13 protein-coding genes and 1 pseudogene are annotated in these 17,180 nt (G+C 74.8%); 9 read left to right on the top strand and 5 right to left on the bottom strand.

Features of this window, described 5'->3' with window-relative positions; all coding sequences use genetic code 11:
- Nucleotides 1-93: 93 nt before the first annotated feature.
- Nucleotides 94-1,365 (bottom strand): phosphoribosylamine--glycine ligase, encoded by a 1,272-nt coding sequence (purD, locus tag FB457_RS17365; protein WP_047017054.1) that lies wholly within the window; start codon nucleotides 1,363-1,365, stop codon nucleotides 94-96.
- A 270-nt stretch (nucleotides 1,366-1,635) separates the two neighbouring features.
- On the opposite strand from purD, the gene FB457_RS17360 reads away from it, so the two are divergent.
- Together FB457_RS17360 and FB457_RS17355 are read left to right on the top strand one after the other, a co-directional pair.
- On the top strand, nucleotides 1,636-2,478 hold the full coding sequence (locus tag FB457_RS17360) for an SLATT domain-containing protein (RefSeq protein ID WP_047017053.1): 843 nt from the start codon (nucleotides 1,636-1,638) through the stop codon (nucleotides 2,476-2,478).
- Between the two features lie 120 nt (nucleotides 2,479-2,598).
- Complete coding sequence (locus FB457_RS17355; protein WP_047017052.1) at nucleotides 2,599-3,618, top strand: M23 family metallopeptidase; 1,020 nt, start codon at nucleotides 2,599-2,601, stop codon at nucleotides 3,616-3,618.
- On the opposite strand, the gene FB457_RS17350 is transcribed toward FB457_RS17355, so the two are convergent.
- Both FB457_RS17350 and FB457_RS17345 read right to left on the bottom strand, forming a co-directional pair.
- Nucleotides 3,611-4,261 (bottom strand): hypothetical protein, encoded by a 651-nt coding sequence (locus FB457_RS17350; RefSeq protein ID WP_047017051.1) that lies wholly within the window; start codon nucleotides 4,259-4,261, stop codon nucleotides 3,611-3,613. The genes FB457_RS17355 and FB457_RS17350 overlap by 8 nt on opposite strands.
- Before the next feature lie 127 nt (nucleotides 4,262-4,388).
- Complete coding sequence (locus FB457_RS17345) at nucleotides 4,389-5,069, bottom strand: GntR family transcriptional regulator (protein ID WP_047017050.1); 681 nt, start codon at nucleotides 5,067-5,069, stop codon at nucleotides 4,389-4,391.
- A 189-nt stretch (nucleotides 5,070-5,258) separates the two neighbouring features.
- On the opposite strand from FB457_RS17345, the pseudogene FB457_RS17340 reads away from it, so the two are divergent.
- From FB457_RS17340 to FB457_RS17325, 3 genes and pseudogenes are all read left to right on the top strand, one after another.
- Nucleotides 5,259-5,815 (top strand): annotated as a pseudogene (locus tag FB457_RS17340) (MarR family winged helix-turn-helix transcriptional regulator); the annotation flags it as partial.
- Between the two features lie 312 nt (nucleotides 5,816-6,127).
- Entirely contained in the window at nucleotides 6,128-8,953 is a 2,826-nt protein-coding gene (locus tag FB457_RS36220; protein WP_186461997.1) for a serine/threonine-protein kinase, read from the top strand.
- A gap of 30 nt (nucleotides 8,954-8,983) precedes the next feature.
- Nucleotides 8,984-10,804: a protein kinase domain-containing protein gene (locus FB457_RS17325; protein WP_047017049.1), complete on the top strand. Its 1,821-nt coding sequence runs from the start codon at nucleotides 8,984-8,986 to the stop codon at nucleotides 10,802-10,804.
- A gap of 24 nt (nucleotides 10,805-10,828) precedes the next feature.
- Here the strand turns inward: FB457_RS17325 and FB457_RS17320 are convergent, their stop codons facing one another.
- Complete coding sequence (locus tag FB457_RS17320; RefSeq protein ID WP_145782330.1) at nucleotides 10,829-12,112, bottom strand: adenylosuccinate synthase; 1,284 nt, start codon at nucleotides 12,110-12,112, stop codon at nucleotides 10,829-10,831.
- A 145-nt stretch (nucleotides 12,113-12,257) separates the two neighbouring features.
- Here FB457_RS17320 and FB457_RS17315 point away from each other — a divergent pair, with 145 nt between their 5' ends.
- Nucleotides 12,258-13,427 carry a diacylglycerol kinase family protein gene (locus FB457_RS17315; RefSeq protein ID WP_145782358.1) on the top strand — a complete coding sequence of 390 codons (1,170 nt, stop codon included), beginning with the start codon at nucleotides 12,258-12,260 and terminating at the stop codon, nucleotides 13,425-13,427.
- Nucleotides 13,428-13,594: 167 nt separating this feature from the next.
- Nucleotides 13,595-13,795, top strand: coding sequence for a hypothetical protein (locus tag FB457_RS17310; protein ID WP_101423106.1), 201 nt, complete (start codon nucleotides 13,595-13,597; stop codon nucleotides 13,793-13,795).
- Nucleotides 13,796-13,804: 9 nt separating this feature from the next.
- On the opposite strand, the gene FB457_RS17305 is transcribed toward FB457_RS17310, so the two are convergent.
- Complete coding sequence (locus FB457_RS17305) at nucleotides 13,805-14,365, bottom strand: GbsR/MarR family transcriptional regulator (RefSeq protein ID WP_047017046.1); 561 nt, start codon at nucleotides 14,363-14,365, stop codon at nucleotides 13,805-13,807.
- 93 nt (nucleotides 14,366-14,458) lie between these two features.
- Between FB457_RS17305 and FB457_RS17300 the strand changes: the two genes are divergently transcribed.
- Both FB457_RS17300 and FB457_RS17295 read left to right on the top strand, forming a co-directional pair.
- A complete protein-coding gene (locus tag FB457_RS17300; RefSeq protein WP_047017045.1) occupies nucleotides 14,459-15,382 on the top strand; it encodes an ABC transporter ATP-binding protein in 924 nt (307 codons plus the stop codon).
- The gene (locus FB457_RS17295) at nucleotides 15,382-17,067 is read left to right on the top strand and encodes an ABC transporter permease (RefSeq protein ID WP_047017044.1); all 1,686 of its coding nucleotides are present in this window, start codon (nucleotides 15,382-15,384) and stop codon (nucleotides 17,065-17,067) included. The genes FB457_RS17300 and FB457_RS17295 overlap by 1 nt, the downstream gene beginning before the upstream one ends.
- Nucleotides 17,068-17,180: the final 113 nt, after the last annotated feature.

The following is a 17,180-nucleotide window of genomic DNA, read 5'->3' as shown; positions in this document are numbered from 1 at the left end:
CACCATAGTTGGGGGGCGCGGCCACGTCAGCAGGACCGCCGCCCGGTCACCCGATGGAATGGCCTTGGGCAAAGGTCGGGACGCCGTGAAAGTTCAGCCGGCGGCGGCCTCCGCGGCGCGCGCGGCGATGTCGCCGCGGTAGTGCGCACCGTCGAGACCGATCCGCCGAATCGCCTCGTAGGCGCGGTCACGGGCGGCGGTGAGGTCGGCGCCCACGGCGGTGACGCACAGCACCCGGCCGCCCGCGCTGACGATGTGGCCGGAGTCATCGAGCTTGGTACCGGCGTGCAGGACGTACGCATCCGGGGCGTCCTCCGCCTCGACCGCGTCCAGTCCGGTGATGACGTCGCCCGTGCGCGGCTTCGCCGGGTAGTCCTTGGCGGCGAGGACGACGGTGACGGCCGCGTCGTCGCTCCACACCAGCGGCGGGAACGCGGCGAGCCGGCCCTGCGCGGCGGCCCGGAGCAGCCCGGCGAGCGGGGTGCGCAGCCGGGCGAGGACGGCCTGGGTCTCGGGGTCGCCGAAGCGGGCGTTGAACTCCACCACCCGTACGCCGCGCGAGGTGAGCGCCAGACCCGCGTAGAGCAGCCCGGCGAAGGGGGTGCCGCGGCGGCGCATCTCGTCGACGGTCGGCTGGAGCACGGTCTCGACGACCTCGTCGACGAGCTTCGGGTCGGCCCACGGCAGCGGCGTGTACGCGCCCATGCCGCCGGTGTTCGGTCCTGCGTCGCCGTCGTACGCGCGCTTGAAGTCCTGTGCGGGGGACAGAGGTACGACGCTCTCACCGTCCGTGACCGCGAAGAGCGACACCTCGGGGCCGTCGAGGAACTCCTCGATCACGACCTGCCCGGCGGCGGTGCAGGCGCGCGCGTGCGCGCGTGCCTCCTCCAGGTCCCCGGTGACCACGACGCCCTTGCCGGCCGCGAGGCCGTCGTCCTTGACGACGTACGGCGGGCCGAAGGCGTCGAGCGCCGTGTCGGCCTCCTCGGGGGTGGTGCACACGTAGGCGCGGGCGGTGGGCACGTCGGCCTCGGCCATCACGTCCTTCGCGAACGCCTTCGACCCCTCCAGCCGGGCCGCCTCCGCGCCCGGTCCGAAGCAGTCGATGCCGCGCGCCCGTACGGCGTCGGCGACACCGGCGACGAGGGGCGCCTCCGGGCCGACGACGACGAGGTCCGCGCCGAGTCCTGCGGCGAGTTCGGCGACGGCGGGGCCGTCGAGCACGTCGACGGCGTGCAGCCGGGCGACGGCGGCGATGCCGGCGTTGCCCGGGGCGCAGTGCAGTTCGCGGACGCCGGGGTCGAGGGAGAGGGCGCGGCACAGGGCGTGTTCGCGGGCGCCGCCGCCGATGACGAGGACCTTCACGGGGTCAGCCTAACGGTCGGCTCCCGGGCCACCGGTCCGGGTGACGGCGCTTTCGCCCCCATACCCGGTCAACCACTCCTTACGAGGGTAAATAACGCCATTTTCGGCTCGTGTCCCCTCGTTCGGCGGTAGGAAGGCCGCCGCGGGCGCACCATCCGATTGCCCAGTCATCACACGTCACGTCCGTCACACAGAGCCCACAGAACCCAGAGGTCAAGCCGGAAACCGGCAGAAGCAGACGAGTTCGAACGACGAGCAGGGAGACCCGTCATGAACCACTCGGAGGAGACCCGGACGACCGGCACCGCGACCGGCGCCACCCGCGAAGGCCGCGGCGGGCGCGGCCTCTTCGGCCGCAGGAGCCGGGCGGGCCGCGGAGGGCGCGGCGCGGACGGTGCCGGGAGCGGCCCCGGCGGCCCCGGCTCCGCGGCGCGGCCCGGTGAGCTGCTGGCCCGGCCGTTCCCGCTCGGCGACTGGGGCGACCCGGCCAAGCGGCTGGACGAGCTGTACCTGTGGGCGGAGGAGGGCGCGCTGCACACCGCGGAGTCGTACCTGGCCGCCCGCCGCGTCAAGCGCCGCGCGGCGCGGGCGCTGCGGGCCTCGGCGGCGGTGTGCGCGGCGGCGGGCGCGGCGCTGCCGGTGCTGGACCTGACGGAGACGGTGCCGGACCGGTTCGCCGGCTGGGCGTTCGTGGCGCTGTTCGCGGCGCTGGCGTGCCTGGCGGCGGACCGCTTCTTCGGGGTGACGGCGGGCTGGATGCGCGACGTGGCCACGGCGCAGGCGGTGCAGCGGCGGCTGGAGGCGCTGCAGTTCGACTGGGCGTCGGAGTCGGTGCGGGAGGTGCTGGGCCCGACGGAGGGCACGGCGAGCGAGGCGGCGGAGCGGTGCCTGGTGGTGCTGCGGCGCTTCACGGAGGACGTGACGGAGCTGGTACGGGCCGAGACGGCGGACTGGATGGTGGCGTTCGGCGGCGGCCGGGCGGCGCTGGCGACGCAGTCGCTGGCGTGGGCCCGCTGCCCCGAGACCCAGCCCCAGGCCCGCGCCCCCCTCCCCCCGGCCGGCCTACGCCCCACCATGCCGCGCCAACGCCCCCCGGAACCCCCGGGGCGTTAGCCGAGCGAACCGCCGCACCGCCGCGCTTCCCCACCCCGGGCCCGCGGGGCGAATCGGCGCCCCACGCCCGTAGGGCACAGTGGTAAGGGGCAGGCGGCAAAGGATGAGCGGGGATTACGCGTGAGGTGGGCACGGGTCGTCGGGGTGGTGCGCTGCGCGCAGGTGGTGGCCACCGTCGCGCTGGTGGGCACGGCGCTGGCCGGCGTCGAGACGGGCGGCGCCGGGCGCGTGGTGCTGTGGGTCGCCGTCGCCGTCTGGGGCACCGTGATGGCGGAGATCGCCGTGCGGCTGGCCCTCGGTGCCGTACGGGCCCTGCGGCGGCGCGGTGCGCAGGACGCACCCGGTGCCGACGGGGCGCTCCCCGGCGCCGTCGTCCTCCACTCCCCCGTCGCCGGGCGCTGGCGCGCGTTCAACAGCCCCGCGGACAAGGTGCCCAGCCACGGCACCCACTTCCTCGCCCAGACCTACGCCATCGACATCATCCGCGCCCCCGGGAACGCCCGCGCGGACGGCGGCGCCCCGGAAGCCGCGTCCGCTCCCGCCCTCCGCTGGTGGCCGCCTTTCCCCGCCAACCGGGACTTCCCCGCGTTCGGCGCCCCCGTCCTCGCCCCCGCCGCCGGCCGCGTCGTCACCGTCGCCGGCTCCGCCCACCGCGACCACCGCGCCCGCAACACCGTCCTCGGACTGGCGTACCTGATGGTCGTCGAGCAGATGGTCCGCTCGGTCGCCGCCGGTGCCGGCATCGGCGCGATCGTGGGCAACCACGTCGTGCTGGAGCTGGAGGACGGTTCGTACGCTCTCTTCGCGCATCTGCGGCGCGGCTCGGCGACCGTCCGCGAAGGCGATGCCGTACGGGCCGGGCAGCAGCTCGCCGAGTGCGGCAACTCCGGCAACTCCAGCGAGCCGCACCTGCACTTCCAGCTCATGGACGGCCCCGATCCGCGGCGGGCCACGGGCCTGCCGTTCGCCTGGCGCGGCGTCGGCGTGCCGGGCAACGGCACGGACTTCACCGCCGCCCCGGCCCGTACCCCGGAAGCCGACGGCCACGAAGCCGACGGCCCGGATGGCGACCGCCCCGGAGCCGGCGGCCCCGGGGCGTCGTCCGGCGACGGCCGCGCCGCCGGCCCGGCCGTCAACTGAAGACGATCATCGACCCCTGCGCCAGGCTCCGCGTCGCCGCCGCGTGCAGTCCCAGCCACACGTGCCGCTCCTGCGCGAACTCCCCGCCGTCCGCCGGCGCCGTCGCCGCCGGCTCCGACAGCTCCGTCGGCCCCGGCGGCGGGGCCGGGGCCGGGGGCGGGTTGTCCGGGTCGATGCCGATCGCCGGGGCGACGGCCATGAGTTCGCGCACGAGTCCCTGCGCGGAGCCCAGCGGCCCGCCGCCGGCCAGCAGTTCCTCCGTCACCAGCGGATGCGGGAAGTCGACGGGGACGTACGCCCCCGCGTGGTCGTAGTGCCAGACCAGGTGCGACTGCTGCGCCGTGGACTCGAACATCTCCAGCAACTGCTCGTAGTCCCCGCCCAGCTCGCCGACCGGCGTGACTTCGAGGCCGCACAACTGCAGCAGGTACGCGCGGCGCAGGAAGTGCAGCGCGTCGTAGTCGAAGCCGGCGACCGGGGCGACGTCCCCGGACAGGCCCGGCATGTAGCTCTGCACGGGCACCGGCGGCAGCCCCGCCTGCGCCAGCGCCGCGTCGTAGGCGGCGATCTCCTCGGCGAAGGGATTGTCGGGGCTGTGGCACAGGACGTCGACGAGGGGCACCAGCCAGAGGTCGCAGGCCAAGCGGTACGCTCCTTAACTGCGCGGTTCGGCTCAGCGTAGCCGCTGACGGCGGCCGCGCAGCACCCCCCGGCCGGCTAGCGCGCCCCGCCTCCGCCGGGTCTCGGCCACCCGGCCCCGGGAGCGGCCTTCAGCCGCCCGCGAGGCGTTCGATCAGCTCGAGCGAGTGCCGGTTGTACGTCCGTACGACCTCCTCGGCGGCGGCCACGTCACGCCGCTCTATCGCCTCCACGAGCTGCATGTGCCCCTGCCAGAACGTGCCGGGCACGCAGTCCTCGCTCGCCGCGCGCAGATAGGGCACGGCGAACACCCAGCAGTGGATGCGCACCCGCTCCAGGAACTCGGTGATGTAGTCGTTGCCGATCAGGCTGGTGATCTCGCGCCAGAAGCGCAGGTCGTAGTGGACGAGCACGTCGAGGTCCCCGGCCTTCGCGGCCCGTTCGGCCTCCTCGCCGCGGCGGCGCATGGCGACGAGCGCGCCCGGCGGGGGGTCGACGATGTGCGGAGGGGTGGCGCGGAAGACGCCCATCTGGACGACGGTGCGGGCGTCGGCCATGGCGCGGAAGTCGTCGAGGGTGAAGGCGTGCACGCGGTAGCCGCGGTGCTGCTCGACATCGAGGAGACCCTGGGCGGAGAGGTCGACCAGGGCTTCGCGTACGGGGGTTGCGGAGACCCCGTACTGCTCCGCTATCTCGCCGACCGTGATGTTCTGCCCGGCCGCGAGCCGGCCGGCCAGGATCTCGTCGCGCAGGGCGTCGGCGATCTGTGCACGCAGCGTGTCGCGCCGGACCACGGCGCCTGCGGGGGTCATGCGGTGGGCCTTCCTGATGGGGGATGCCCCCACACGATAAGCGCACCGGGTGACGGTGATCGACAGCATGCTGTCCTTTTGACAGCATGCTGTCGTGCCGGAAGGCGGGTGCCGGGCCTGCAGAACCGTTTACCTGGCCGTCTGCGCGTAACCGGCCGAAAAGCGACGGAAAGCGGAGGGCGGCGGACCATGCGCGAGAGCACCGGCGACGGCGGGGCGGACGAGGACGGCGTGCCCGCCGTCGGCGCCGCCGCGCTCCTGGACGCCGCCGCGGCGGCGTCGTTCCGGCTCGGCGGTCAGTTCCTCGCGCGCGGCGACCGGTTGGCCGCGCCCGCGGGGCTGACGGCGGCGCGCTGGCAGGTGCTGTACGCGGTCCGCCGCGAGCCGCTGTCCGTCGCCGGGGTCGCGCGCGGTCTGGGCATGGCCAGGCAGAGCGTGCAGCGGATCGCGGACGTGCTGGTGGCGGGCGGGCTCGCGGCGTACGAACCGAACCCCGCGCACCGCCGCGCCAAGCTGCTCCGCCCCACCCCCGCGGGGCGGCGGGCGCTGGCGCGGCTGGGGCCGGGGCACGCGGAGTTCGCCGGCCGGCTCGCGCACCGGCTGGGCGGGGAGGCGCGGTTCGGCGAGACGCTGGCGGCGCTGCGGCGGCTGTCGGCGGCGCTGGAGGCGCTGCGGGCGGAGGACGCCGAAGACGCTGAAGACGCCGAGGCGGCGGAGGAGGAGGCGGCGGAGGAGGCGGAGGCCGGGGAGGCGGGAGAAGCCCTCGGCGGAAGAGGAGGTGCGGCGGACCGGGAGACGGACCGGGACCCCGGCCGCGGCACGGGTCGGCAGCCGGGCCGCGCCCCCGGCGGGAAAAAGGCCGCTGACCTGGCCCGGAGCCCCGCGGCGCCGAGGCCCCGCAAGGCCCGTGACCGCCGCTGATCCACCGCGGGCGGAGATCACCGCCCCACGACGATGGTGTGACAGCACGGCAACGACAATCCCGGCCCCCCTCATCCCCACCCCCGGTCACCGCCTACGCTCTGCGGGTAGACCACGGGGGTAGGGGAATGGAGAGCGTGGAACCGCTGGCGCCGCAGGATCCGCGACAGATCGGGGCGTACCGGCTGCTCGGCAGGCTCGGCGCCGGCGGCATGGGCCGGGTCTACCTCGGCCGGACCGCCGGCGGCAGAACGGTGGCCGTCAAGCTGGTCAAGCCGGAGCTGGCCGCCGAGGAGGAGTTCCGCGCCCGCTTCCGTACAGAGGTGCGCGCCGCGGCGCGCGTCGGCGGCACGTGGACGGCGCCGGTGCTCGACGCCGACACCGAGGCGCCGGTGCCGTGGGTCGCCACGGGGTACGTCGCCGGGCCGACGCTCCAGGAGGTCGTCGAGCGGTACGGGCCGCTGCCGCCGGAGTCGCTCTTCACCCTCGCGTACGGGCTGGCCTCCGCGCTCCGCGACGTCCACGCGGCCGGGCTGGTGCACCGCGACCTCAAGCCGTCCAACGTGCTGGTCACCATCGAGGGCCCGCGCGTCATCGACTTCGGCATCGCCCGCGCGCTGGACTCGCTCTCCGACGGCACGGTCACGCGCACCGGCATCGTCGTCGGCTCGCCGAGCTTCATGTCCCCGGAGCAGATCATCGGGCAGGACGTGTCGGCGGCGAGCGACGTGTTCTGCCTGGGCGGGCTGCTGGCGTACGCGGCGACGGGGCGGGCGCCGTTCGGGTCGAGTTCGTCCGGGATGCACGCGGTGATGTTCCGCGTCGTCCAGGAGGACCCGGACCTGGCGGGCGTGACGGACCCGGCGCTGCACGGCCTCATATCCGGCTGCCTGGCCAAGCTTCCGGGGGACCGGCACGGCACGGAGGCGATCGCCGGGCTCACGGGCCCGCCGGACCCGGAGGCGGCGTGGCTCCCGGCCGCACTCACGGCCGACCTGGGCCGCCAGGCGGCACGCCTCCTGGACACGGACACGCCCCCGGCCGGTGACCGCGACACGAGCCCGCTTCGCACGGTCCCCCCGGCGGACCCGGCCCCGCCGGCACAAAGCCGCCTGGCGGCGGGCACCGGGGCGCGCGAAGCGACCGGCCACGAAACCCCCGCGGGGGCCGGCGCGCCCGGAAACCCCGGCGCGGAGCGCCGGGTCGGGGGTGGCGAGGCGCAGAACGGCGCGGGCGGCGGCTCCACGGGGGCCGAGTGGCCCCACGGCCCGGCAGCGGACCGGGAGCCAGGCGCGCAGCACCGAGTCCCCGGTGCGGGGACGACGGACGGAGCCCGCGGCTTCGCACCAGGGGCCGGAATCCCCCACGGCCCGGCCGGCCCTCACGCACCCGGCGCGGAGCACCGAGGCGCGGGCACCGGCGCCCCGGCGACGGGCCCGGACTCCGGCGCGCAGCGCCCGATCCCGGGTGCCGGGACGGCCAGCGGAGCCGGCGGCCACGCACCCGGCGCCCCGGCCTACCCCGGGCCCGGCGCGGAGCGCCTGGGCAGGGGCACGAGCGAATCAGGCCACACCGCCGGAGGCCCGGCGGAGAACCGGGACTCCGGCGCACAACGCCGGGTCCCCGGTGCCCGAACGACGGACGGAGCCGGCAGCCACGCGACGGGCGCCGCGACGGCCTACGGGCCGGACACAGGCCCCGCGCCGGGTGCGGAACGCCTGGGCGCCGGCGCGGCGGACGAGGCGGGTGGGCACGCGACCCGCGCCGGAGGCGCGGTCGCGGGCGGGGCGTGGCCCCGGGCCGCGGGCTCCGAGGACGTCACCGTCCAGCGCTCCGCGGGCGGCGTCGGCGGCGCGCGGCCGCAGGCCGCGGAGCGGGGTCCCGGGGCGGAGCCCCGGGTTCCGGGAAGGGGCGGGGACGGGGAGAACTCCCGCCCCGGCCCCACCCGCCCGTACGAGACCCCCGCCGGCTACGGCTCCGCAGCCCTCACCGCCGCCGACACCACCGCGGCGGCCACCGCCCCCGCCCCCGGTCCCGGCAATGACGCCCCGCCCCGCCGACGTCGCACCCGCGCCCGGCTGCTCGCCGCGCTCGCCCTCCTCGTCGCCGCCGGCGTCGCCGTGCCCGTCGCCCTCGCCACCCAGCGCGACGGCGGCGCCCCCGCCGCCCGCGGCTCCGACGTCCCCGACGAGTACGTCGGCACCTGGCTCGGCACCCAGCTCAACGGCGGCGAACCCACCGGCACCTACCGCCAGTTCGCCATCCGCCCCGGCGAGAAGGGCGAGGTCGTCGCCACCGGCATCGTGCTCAGCGGCGAGTCGCAGTGCACCAGCGAGGGCGAGCTGACCTCCACCGACAAGGGGCTGCACCTCGACACCGAGGTCGTCGAGGCCGCGCCCGCGGGCGAGTGCAAGGCCGTCGGCGGGCACGTGCTCACGTACGAGGACGGCAGGCTGCTCTGGCGCGCCGGCAACGGCCGTACCGCCGAGCTGACCAAGGTCGAGCCCCGCGACCGCCGCATGCCGCGCGAGCTGCTGGGGAACTGGCAGCGGCCCGCCGGGTCCGGTACCCAGGTGATGAAGGTCGTGCAGGCCGCCCCGGGGCAGATCGCCGTGCACTTCACGACCCGTACCGGCGACGGCGACACCTGCCGGGCGAAGGCCGACTTCGTCGGCGTCGACGAGCGCGACGACCGCGTGCTGCTCGGCCCCTCCGAGATCACCTCGGTCACGGGACCGGACGATCCCGACGACCCGGACGGCACCGGCGCCGGCGAGACCCCCGGCGGCCTCGGCGACGACTCGCGCACCGGCAAGCTCGGCGGCCCCTGCGTCCCCGGCTTCCCGTCCGCGATGCAGGCGACCGCCGACGGCTCCGTGCTGGACCGCCAGTTCCTCGGCGGCGAGCAGCGCACCCGGCACTACACAAGGGCGGACGGCTCGCCTGCCGACCCGACACAATAGGCTCCCCCGACGAGGGGGGAAGGGGGCAGCATGGACAGCCTCGGACCGGACGATCCACGCCGCGTCGGCTCGTACCAACTGCTGGGACGGCTCGGCGAGGGCGGCATGGGACGCGTCTACCTCGCCCGCTCCGAGCGCGGCAGGACCGCCGCGGTGAAGCTGGTCAAGGCCGAGCTGGCGCGCGAGCCGGAGTTCCGGCGGCGCTTCACACAGGAGATCACCGCCGCGCGCCGGGTCGGCGGCGAGTGGACCGCGCCCGTGCTCGACGCCGACACGCACGCCGCGACCCCCTGGGTGGCCACCGGGTACGTCGCGGGACCCTCGCTGCACGAGGTCGTCGCCAAGGACCACGGCCCGCTGCCCGACGCCTCCGTGCGCGCGCTCGCGGGCGGGCTGGCGCGCGCGTTGCAGGCGATCCACGCCGCCGGGCTCGTCCACCGCGACCTCAAGCCGTCCAACATCCTCGTCACCATCGACGGACCGCGCGTCATCGACTTCGGCATCGCCCGCGCGCTGGACTCGGTCACCGCCGCGGGCGACGGGCTCACCCGCACCGGCGCGGTCATCGGCTCGCCCGGCTTCATGTCGCCCGAGCAGGTGCGCGGCGAGCGGGTCACGGCGGCGAGCGACGTGTTCTGCCTGGGTACGGTGCTGGCGTTCGCGGCGACCGGGCGGATGCCGTTCGGTACGGAGGACAGCGGCGCGCACGCGCTGATGTTCCGGATCGCCGCTGAGGAGCCGGAACTGTCGGGCATCGAGGGCGAGTTGCGCACGGTGATCGAGCGCTGTCTCGCCAAGGAGCCGGACGCACGGCCGCAGGTCGCGGAGCTGGTGGCACTGACGGAGGAGGCGGCCCGGCTCAAGCCGTGGCTGCCGGGGGCGCTGCTGGAGCTGCTGGCGCGGCGGGCGGTGGAGCTGCTGGACGCGGAGACGCCGCAGGCGGCGGGCGGGATGACGGGGACGGCCGGGGCGGCGCCCGCGTACGGGCCGCCGCTCACCGGCGCCGGCCCCGGCCCGTACGGACACACCGGCATGCAGCCCCAGCACCACCAGCCGTACGGCGCCCCGCCCCACGCCCAGCAGCACCGCCCCGCCGCGTACGGCACCGCGCCCACCGCGCACCCGCCGCCCTACCGCACCCCGCCGCCCTACGGCCAGACCGGCTGGCAGACCCCGCACCCGCCGCTGCCGCTCCGGCCGCGCGCGGTGCGGCCGGTCGCCACCGCGCTCCAGGTGCTGCTGGGGATCTACGCGGCGTTCGTCTGCCTCCAGGTCATCCAGGAGATCAACCTCCTGGTGCTGCTGGGCGAGGACGGGGCCGACACCTGGTACATGGCCGAGGACCTCGACCGGATGGAGAACTTCACCGCCGGCAACGTGCTCCTCTTCATGGTGTGCGCCGTGCTGTGGTCGGTCTGGTTCTACCGGCTGCGGACGAACTCGGAGGCGTTCGCCCCCGGTCAGGTGCGCTACTCCACCGGGCTGGCCGTCGGCTCCTGGTTCATCCCGGTCGCCCAGTTCTGGTTCCCCCTGCAGATCGCGAACGACATCTTCCGGATATCGAGCCCCTTCCCGCACCACGCGCGCCCGCCCGCCGGCTACGGGCCGCGGCCCGTGACGTACGGGAAGGGCGTCCTGAACTTCTGGTGGGCCACCTGGGTCGCCACCATGGTGCTCGCCCTGGTCACGGCGGAGGACTGGGAGGTCGGCAGCTCGATCGACTCGGCGATCCAGATCGTGCTGCTCGACCTGCTGTTCTCGTTCGTGCTGATCGTGACGAGCATCATGGCGCTGCTGGCCGTGCAGCAACTGACGACGCTGCAGGACCAGCGCCTCAAGGGAACGGTCTGACGGCTGACTGACTTAGGGGCAGGCTCAGAGGAACGAGTTGATCTGGATCGTCTCGTTTCGCCCGGGGCCGACGCCGATCGCCGACACGGGGGCGCCGGACATCTCCTCCAGCGCCTTGACGTAGCCCTGCGCGTTCTTCGGCAAATCCTTGAAGGACGTGGCCTTCGAGATGTCCTCGGACCAGCCGGGCAGCATCTCGTACACGGGCGTGGCGTGGTGGAAGTCGGTCTGGCTGTACGGCAGTTCCGTGACCCGGCGGCCGTCGATGTCGTACGCGACGCAGACGGGGATGCGCTCCCAGCCGGTGAGCACGTCGAGCTTGGTGAGGAAGAAGTCCGTCAGGCCGTTGACGCGGGTCGCGTAGCGGGCGATCACCGCGTCGAACCAGCCGCAGCGCCGGTCCCGGCCGGTGGTCACGCCGCGCTCGCCGCCGATGGTGCGCAGCCGGTCGCCGTCCTCGTCGAGGAGTTCGGTCGGGAACGGTCCGGCACCGACGCGCGTTGTGTACGCCTTGAGGATGCCGATGACCCGGCTGATCCGAGTGGGGCCGACGCCGGTTCCCGTACAGGCGCCCCCCGCGGTCGGGTTGGACGAGGTGACGAAGGGGTACGTGCCGTGGTCGACGTCGAGGAGCGTGCCCTGCCCGCCCTCGAAGAGGACGACCTTCCCGTCGTCGATGGCCTCGTTGAGCACGAGGGTGGTGTCGGCGACGTACGGGCGCAACTGCTCCGCGTAGCCGAGGAGCTGCTCGACGACGGCGTCGGGGCGGATGGCGCGGCGGTTGTAGAGCTTGGCGAGGATCTGGTTCTTCTGGTCCAGCGCCGCGTCGACCTTCTGCCGCAGGATCGACTCGTCGAAGAGGTCCTGCACCCGGATCCCGACGCGGTTGATCTTGTCGGCGTAGGCCGGGCCGATGCCGCGGCCCGTGGTGCCGATCTTCCGCTTGCCGAGGAACCGTTCCGTCACCTTGTCGAGATCGGTGTGGTACGCGGTGATGAGGTGCGCGTTGCCGCTGAGGAGCAGCTTGGACGTGTCCACGCCGCGCTGCTGGAGCGCGCTCAGCTCGCCGAGCAGCACCTCGGGGTCGACGACCACGCCGTTGCCGATCACCGGCGTGCAGCTCGGCGACAGGATGCCCGACGGCAGCAGGTGCAGCGCGTACTTCTGATCGCCGACCACCACCGTGTGCCCGGCGTTGTTCCCGCCCTGGAAGCGCACCACGTAGTCCACCGAGCCGCCGAGCAGATCGGTGGCCTTCCCCTTGCCTTCGTCACCCCACTGAGCACCGAGCAGCACAAGTGCGGGCACAGGCGTACACCCCTTCCGGGCGGGGCATGTCCAACGTGCGGTGCGCCGTGCACCGGGGATCGGACCGGGCCCCGGATAGACGAAGCCCCTGGCACAAGTGCGACAGGGGCTCTTGCACCGAGAGATTACCTGAGGAAGGACCGTGGTGTCGGCTCTAGACCCCACCGGGCGCTCACTGCTCGTGCTCATCGACCCCGCTGCACGGCGGGCGGACGGGGAAGCCGTACGAATCGCGAGGGACGTGCTCTCCGCGGCGGCGGCCACGAAGATCTGCCTGCCGGAGACCGCGCCGGAACTGGCGCGCGCCCTGGCCCGCCGGGGGGCCCGCCGGCCGGTGGTCATCGGTGACGACCGGGCGTTCCTGCGGGTGGTGAGCGAGCTGCGCCGCCAGGAGACGCTGGCGGACGCGCCGCTGGCGCTGGTCCCGGTGGGCACGGCGAGAACGCTGGCGGCGACGCTGGGCGTCCCCACGGGCACGGTGGCCGCGGCCCGGACGGTGCTGGACGGCGAGGAGCGCCGGCTGGGGCTGCTGGTGGACGACGGGGGCGGGGTGGTGCTGGACGCGCTGCGCCTGCCGGCGGCGGGGGCGGACGGCGCGGACGGCGCAGAGGAGGCGGACGGCGCAGAGGAGGCGGACGGCGGCCGTCCCGGGACCCGCGCCCGGAGGCCGGAGGACGCCGGAGGGCCGGGCCGCCGCACGCCGCGCGTCGGCCCGGGCGGCGGGCTGGGCGGCGGCCTGGCGGGGCTGACCCAGCGGGTGGGCGCCGGAGCGGCCGGCGCCGGCCGGCGGTGGACCCCGGCGGCCCGCCTGCGGGCACTTGCGGCACGGGCGGCGGGGGCGCGAGCGACGGGCCAACGAAACGGTGACGGTCCGGAACCGGGCCCGCCACCGGTGGTCACGCAGTGGGGCGCGGAGGACGCGACGGGCGGCTGGGAGTCAGGCGGCGCGGAGGGCTGGTCGCCGACCGGCACCGACGACGAGGCGGCCGCGGACGCCCCGCCCGAGTCACCGGCACCGACCCCCGGCTTCCGACTGCGCGTAGAGGCGGACGGCGTGCTGCTGGCCGACCTGGACGGCCCGACGGCGCAGGTCAGGGTCGTCACGGACCCGACGAGCGGACTCGCCCAGGTGGTGATCCGCCCCGGCGGTCCCGGCGGCCCCGGCGGCCCGCTGCACGCCGAGGCCCGTAGCGTACGCGTCTGGGGCAGCGACTTCCGCTACCGCGCCGACGCCCTCCTCAGCCCTCCGGTGAGCCAGCGCACCTGGACCGCCCACCCCAACGCCTGGCGCCTCATCACCGCCGCGACTCGCTGACCGCGGGAGCACTCCGCACGCGTGAAATCCTGAATCCGGAAGTAGATCTCCCACGCCCGGAGGGTGACGCCCCTCGCGCCGCCGCGGGGGCCGGAGGGGTCGTGCGTGGTGGACCCGGTTGCTGCGTCGGAGAGGCGGGGGGACGCGGGGCGGGGGAGGGTCGGGGGGTGAGTGAGTTCGATCCGCCGCCGGGGGTGCCCGTTCGGTATCGCGGTGCCCGCGGGCGGCGGGTCGAGGTGGTGACCGGGCTCGTGGTCGCCGCGACGCTGTTCGGGGGTGGCGCCGCGTTCGGGGAGTGGCTGGCCGTGGGGGAGGATGCCGGTGCCGCTACCGGGGTTTCTCTGGAGCGCTGCGCCGCGGACGACTGAGGGGAAGGGTCACTCCGCCGCCGTCGCCTCCTGGCGCCGTTTGACGTAGTCCCACCAGCGCTGTTCCAGCCGGCCGTTCTCCTCCCGCAGGAACGCGAAGAACTCCGTCGTCTCCTCGATCCGCTGGCCCGCCGGGGTGTCCGCGCCCAGGATGCCGACGCCCGAGTCCAGGGTCTGCTCGAAGCGCCGGATGATCTGCTCCCGCTGGGCGAAGATCTGGTACCAGCGGTCGCTCTCGATCCGGTACCGCTCGCGCCGCGAGCCCGGCTCGCGTTCCCGGCTGATGAAGCCGACCAGCCCGAGATAGCGCACCGCGCCCGAGACCGCCGCGGGACTCACGTGCAGCCGCTCGCTCACCTCCGCGGCGGTGAGGGCGCCCGCGTCGTCCGCCAGGAGGCAGGCGAAGACCCGGGAGGCCATGCGCTGCATACCCATCCCGGTCAGCTCGCCGGCCACCCGTTCCACGTATCTCGCCACGGCCTCCGTATCACGGCCCGCGCCTGCTCTGCGCTCCGCGCCGTCGCCGCGCTCTTCGCGCCCACCGCGCTCGTCACGCTGCTGATCTGCCACTTCGCTACGTTCTCCCCGTCCGGCCCCGTCAGGGTCGACCCTAACGGTTTCTTAACTTCACAAATTTGTGAATGTTCGTGTAGTTTACATGCTATGACCAAGGCAATCACCGTCTCCGGCCTGACCAAGACATTCGGCCGGACCCGTGCACTCGACGGCCTCGACCTCGACGTGGAGACGGGCGAGGTGCACGGCTTCCTCGGCCCCAACGGCGCCGGCAAGTCCACCACCATCCGCGTGCTGCTCGGCCTGCTGCGCGCCGACACGGGCACCGCCCAGGTGCTCGGCGGCGACCCGTGGGCCGACGCCGTCACGCTCCACCGCCGACTGGCCTACGTGCCGGGGGACGTCGAGCTGTGGCCCAACCTCACCGGCGGTGAGGCCATCGACCTGCTCGCGCGGCTCCGCGGCGGCATCGACAAGCAGCGTCGCGACGACCTCATCGAGCGCTTCGACCTCGACCCGACCAAGAAGGGCCGGAGCTACTCCAAGGGGAACCGGCAGAAGGTGGCCATCGTCGCCGCCCTCGCCTCCGACGCCGAGCTGCTCCTGCTCGACGAGCCCACCGCGGGCCTCGACCCGCTCATGGAGGTCATCTTCCAGGACGTCATCACCCAGGCGAAGGCCGAGGGCAAGACCGTCCTGCTCTCCAGCCACATCCTCGCGCAGGTGGAGAAGCTCGCCGACCGGGTGAGCATCATCCGGCTGGGGAAGATCGTGCAGTCCGGCACGCTCAGCGAGATGCGCCACCTGACCCGTACGACCATCGAGGCCGAGACCGAGCAGCCCGCCACCGGCATCGACCAACTTCCCGGCATCCACCAGCTCCGTACCGACGACGGCCGGGTGCACTTCGCCGTCGACGGCGAGCACCTCGACGCCGCCGTGCGGCGGCTCGGCGAGTTCGGCATCCGCAGCCTGGTGAGCCATCCCCCCACCCTGGAGGAGCTGATGCTCCGACACTACGGCGACGAGCTGGAGCACAACGGCCACCACTCGGAGGCGGGAGCGGCCTGATGTCTGCCACCCCCTCCACCACCGACGACACCGCCCAGGGCACGAAGTCCCGGCCGGTCGCGCCCCCGCGCGCCGCCGACGGCGGCGCTGCGCTCGCCGGCGCCGGGACGCTCTTCCGGTTCGCGCTGCGCCGGGACCGCGTACGGCTGCCCGTGTGGGTGCTCGCGCTGTTCCTCGGCACCGCCTCCAGCGTCAGCAGCTTCGACACGTCGTACGACACGGCCAAGAAGCGCGCCGACATCGCCGAGACCATGGACAGCCCCGCCGGCCTGGCCATGACCGGCCCGCGGCACTACCTCGACGACTACAACATCGGCTCGATGACCGGCCACCAGATGCTCGGCTTCACGGCCGTGCTCGTCGGCATCATGAGCGTGCTCATCATCTCCCGGCACACCAGGACCGAGGAGGAGACCAACCGCGCCGAGCTGGTGCGCTCCGGCGTCGTCGGCCGGCACTCCTACCTCGCCGCCGCGCTCGGCGTCGCCGTCGTCGCCAATGTGGCGCTCGGGCTGCTGCTTGCCGCCGGCCTGTCCGGCATGGGCGTCGACGGCGTCGACGGCCAGGGCGCGCTGCTCTACGGCCTCGCGCACACGGCGGTCGGCATCTTCTTCGCCGCCGTCGCCGCGATCACCGTGCAGGTCACCGCGTACGCGCGCGGGGCGTCCGGCATGGCGATGGCCGTCATCGGCGCGGCGTACGCGCTGCGCGCCGCAGGCGACGTCGGCAGCGACTGGGTGTCCTGGCTCTCGCCGATCGGCTGGGTCCAGCGCACGTACGTCTTCGTCGACAACCGCTGGTGGCCGCTGCTGCTCGTGCTCGCCGCGGCCGTGGTCTGCGCGGCGGCCGGCTTCTTCCTCAGCACCCGTCGCGACGTCGGCGCGGGCCTGCGGGCCGCCCGCCTGGGCAGCCCCGCCGGCTCGGAAGGGCTCACCACCCCGCTCGGCTTCGCGCTCCGGCTGCACCGCGGCCTGCTCGCCGGCTTCGGCGCGGGCGCGCTGCTCCTCGGCGTGATGTACGGATCGATCCTCGGCGACGCCGAGGAGATGATCGAGGGCATCGACGAGCTGGAGGAGCAGCTCGCCGAGATCGGCGGCGCCAACGTGGCGGAGTCGTTCGCCTCGGTGGTGATGATCGTGCTCGCGGTCGTCTGCTCGATCTACGTCGTGATGGCAGCCCTGCGTCCGCGTGCGGAGGAGTCCGCGGGCCGCGCCGAGCCGCTGCTGTCCACCGCGCTGTCGCGCGACCGGTGGGTGCTCAGCCACGCGTTCGTCGGCGCGGCCGGCGGCACGGCGCTGATCCTGCTCGCCGGCATCGGCTTCGGCGCCTCGGGCGCGGCCTCCACGGGCGACGGCGGGCTCTTCCTCAAGCTCGTCGGCGCGGCCCTGGCCTTCGCCCCGGCCCTGTGGGTCACGATCGGCCTGGCGGTCGCCCTCTTCGGCTGGTTCCCGCGGGCCGTGGCGGTCGCCTGGGTGGTCCCGGTGTACGGCTTCGTCGTGGACTACCTCGGCGAGATCCTCAAGTTCCCGGACGTCCTGAGCGATCTGTCCCCCTTCGGGCACATCCCGCAGCTCCCGGCGCAGGACATGTCCTGGCCGCCGCTGCTGGTGCTCACGGCGATCGCCGTGGGGCTGGTCTGGCTGGGCCTGCTGGGCTTCCGGCGGCGGGATCTGGAGACGAAGTAGCGGTACGGGGGCGGGCGTCCGGCCGAAAGCGCGGCGCCCGCCCCGACGCGTGCGCCGCACGGCCCGCAGGCGCACCCGAGTACGACCGCAGGCCCGCGCCCGTACGCCCGCGC

It is taken from the genome of Streptomyces sp. CNZ287, assembly GCF_007827615.1.
This window is presented reverse-complemented; position numbering and strand designations above follow the sequence as displayed.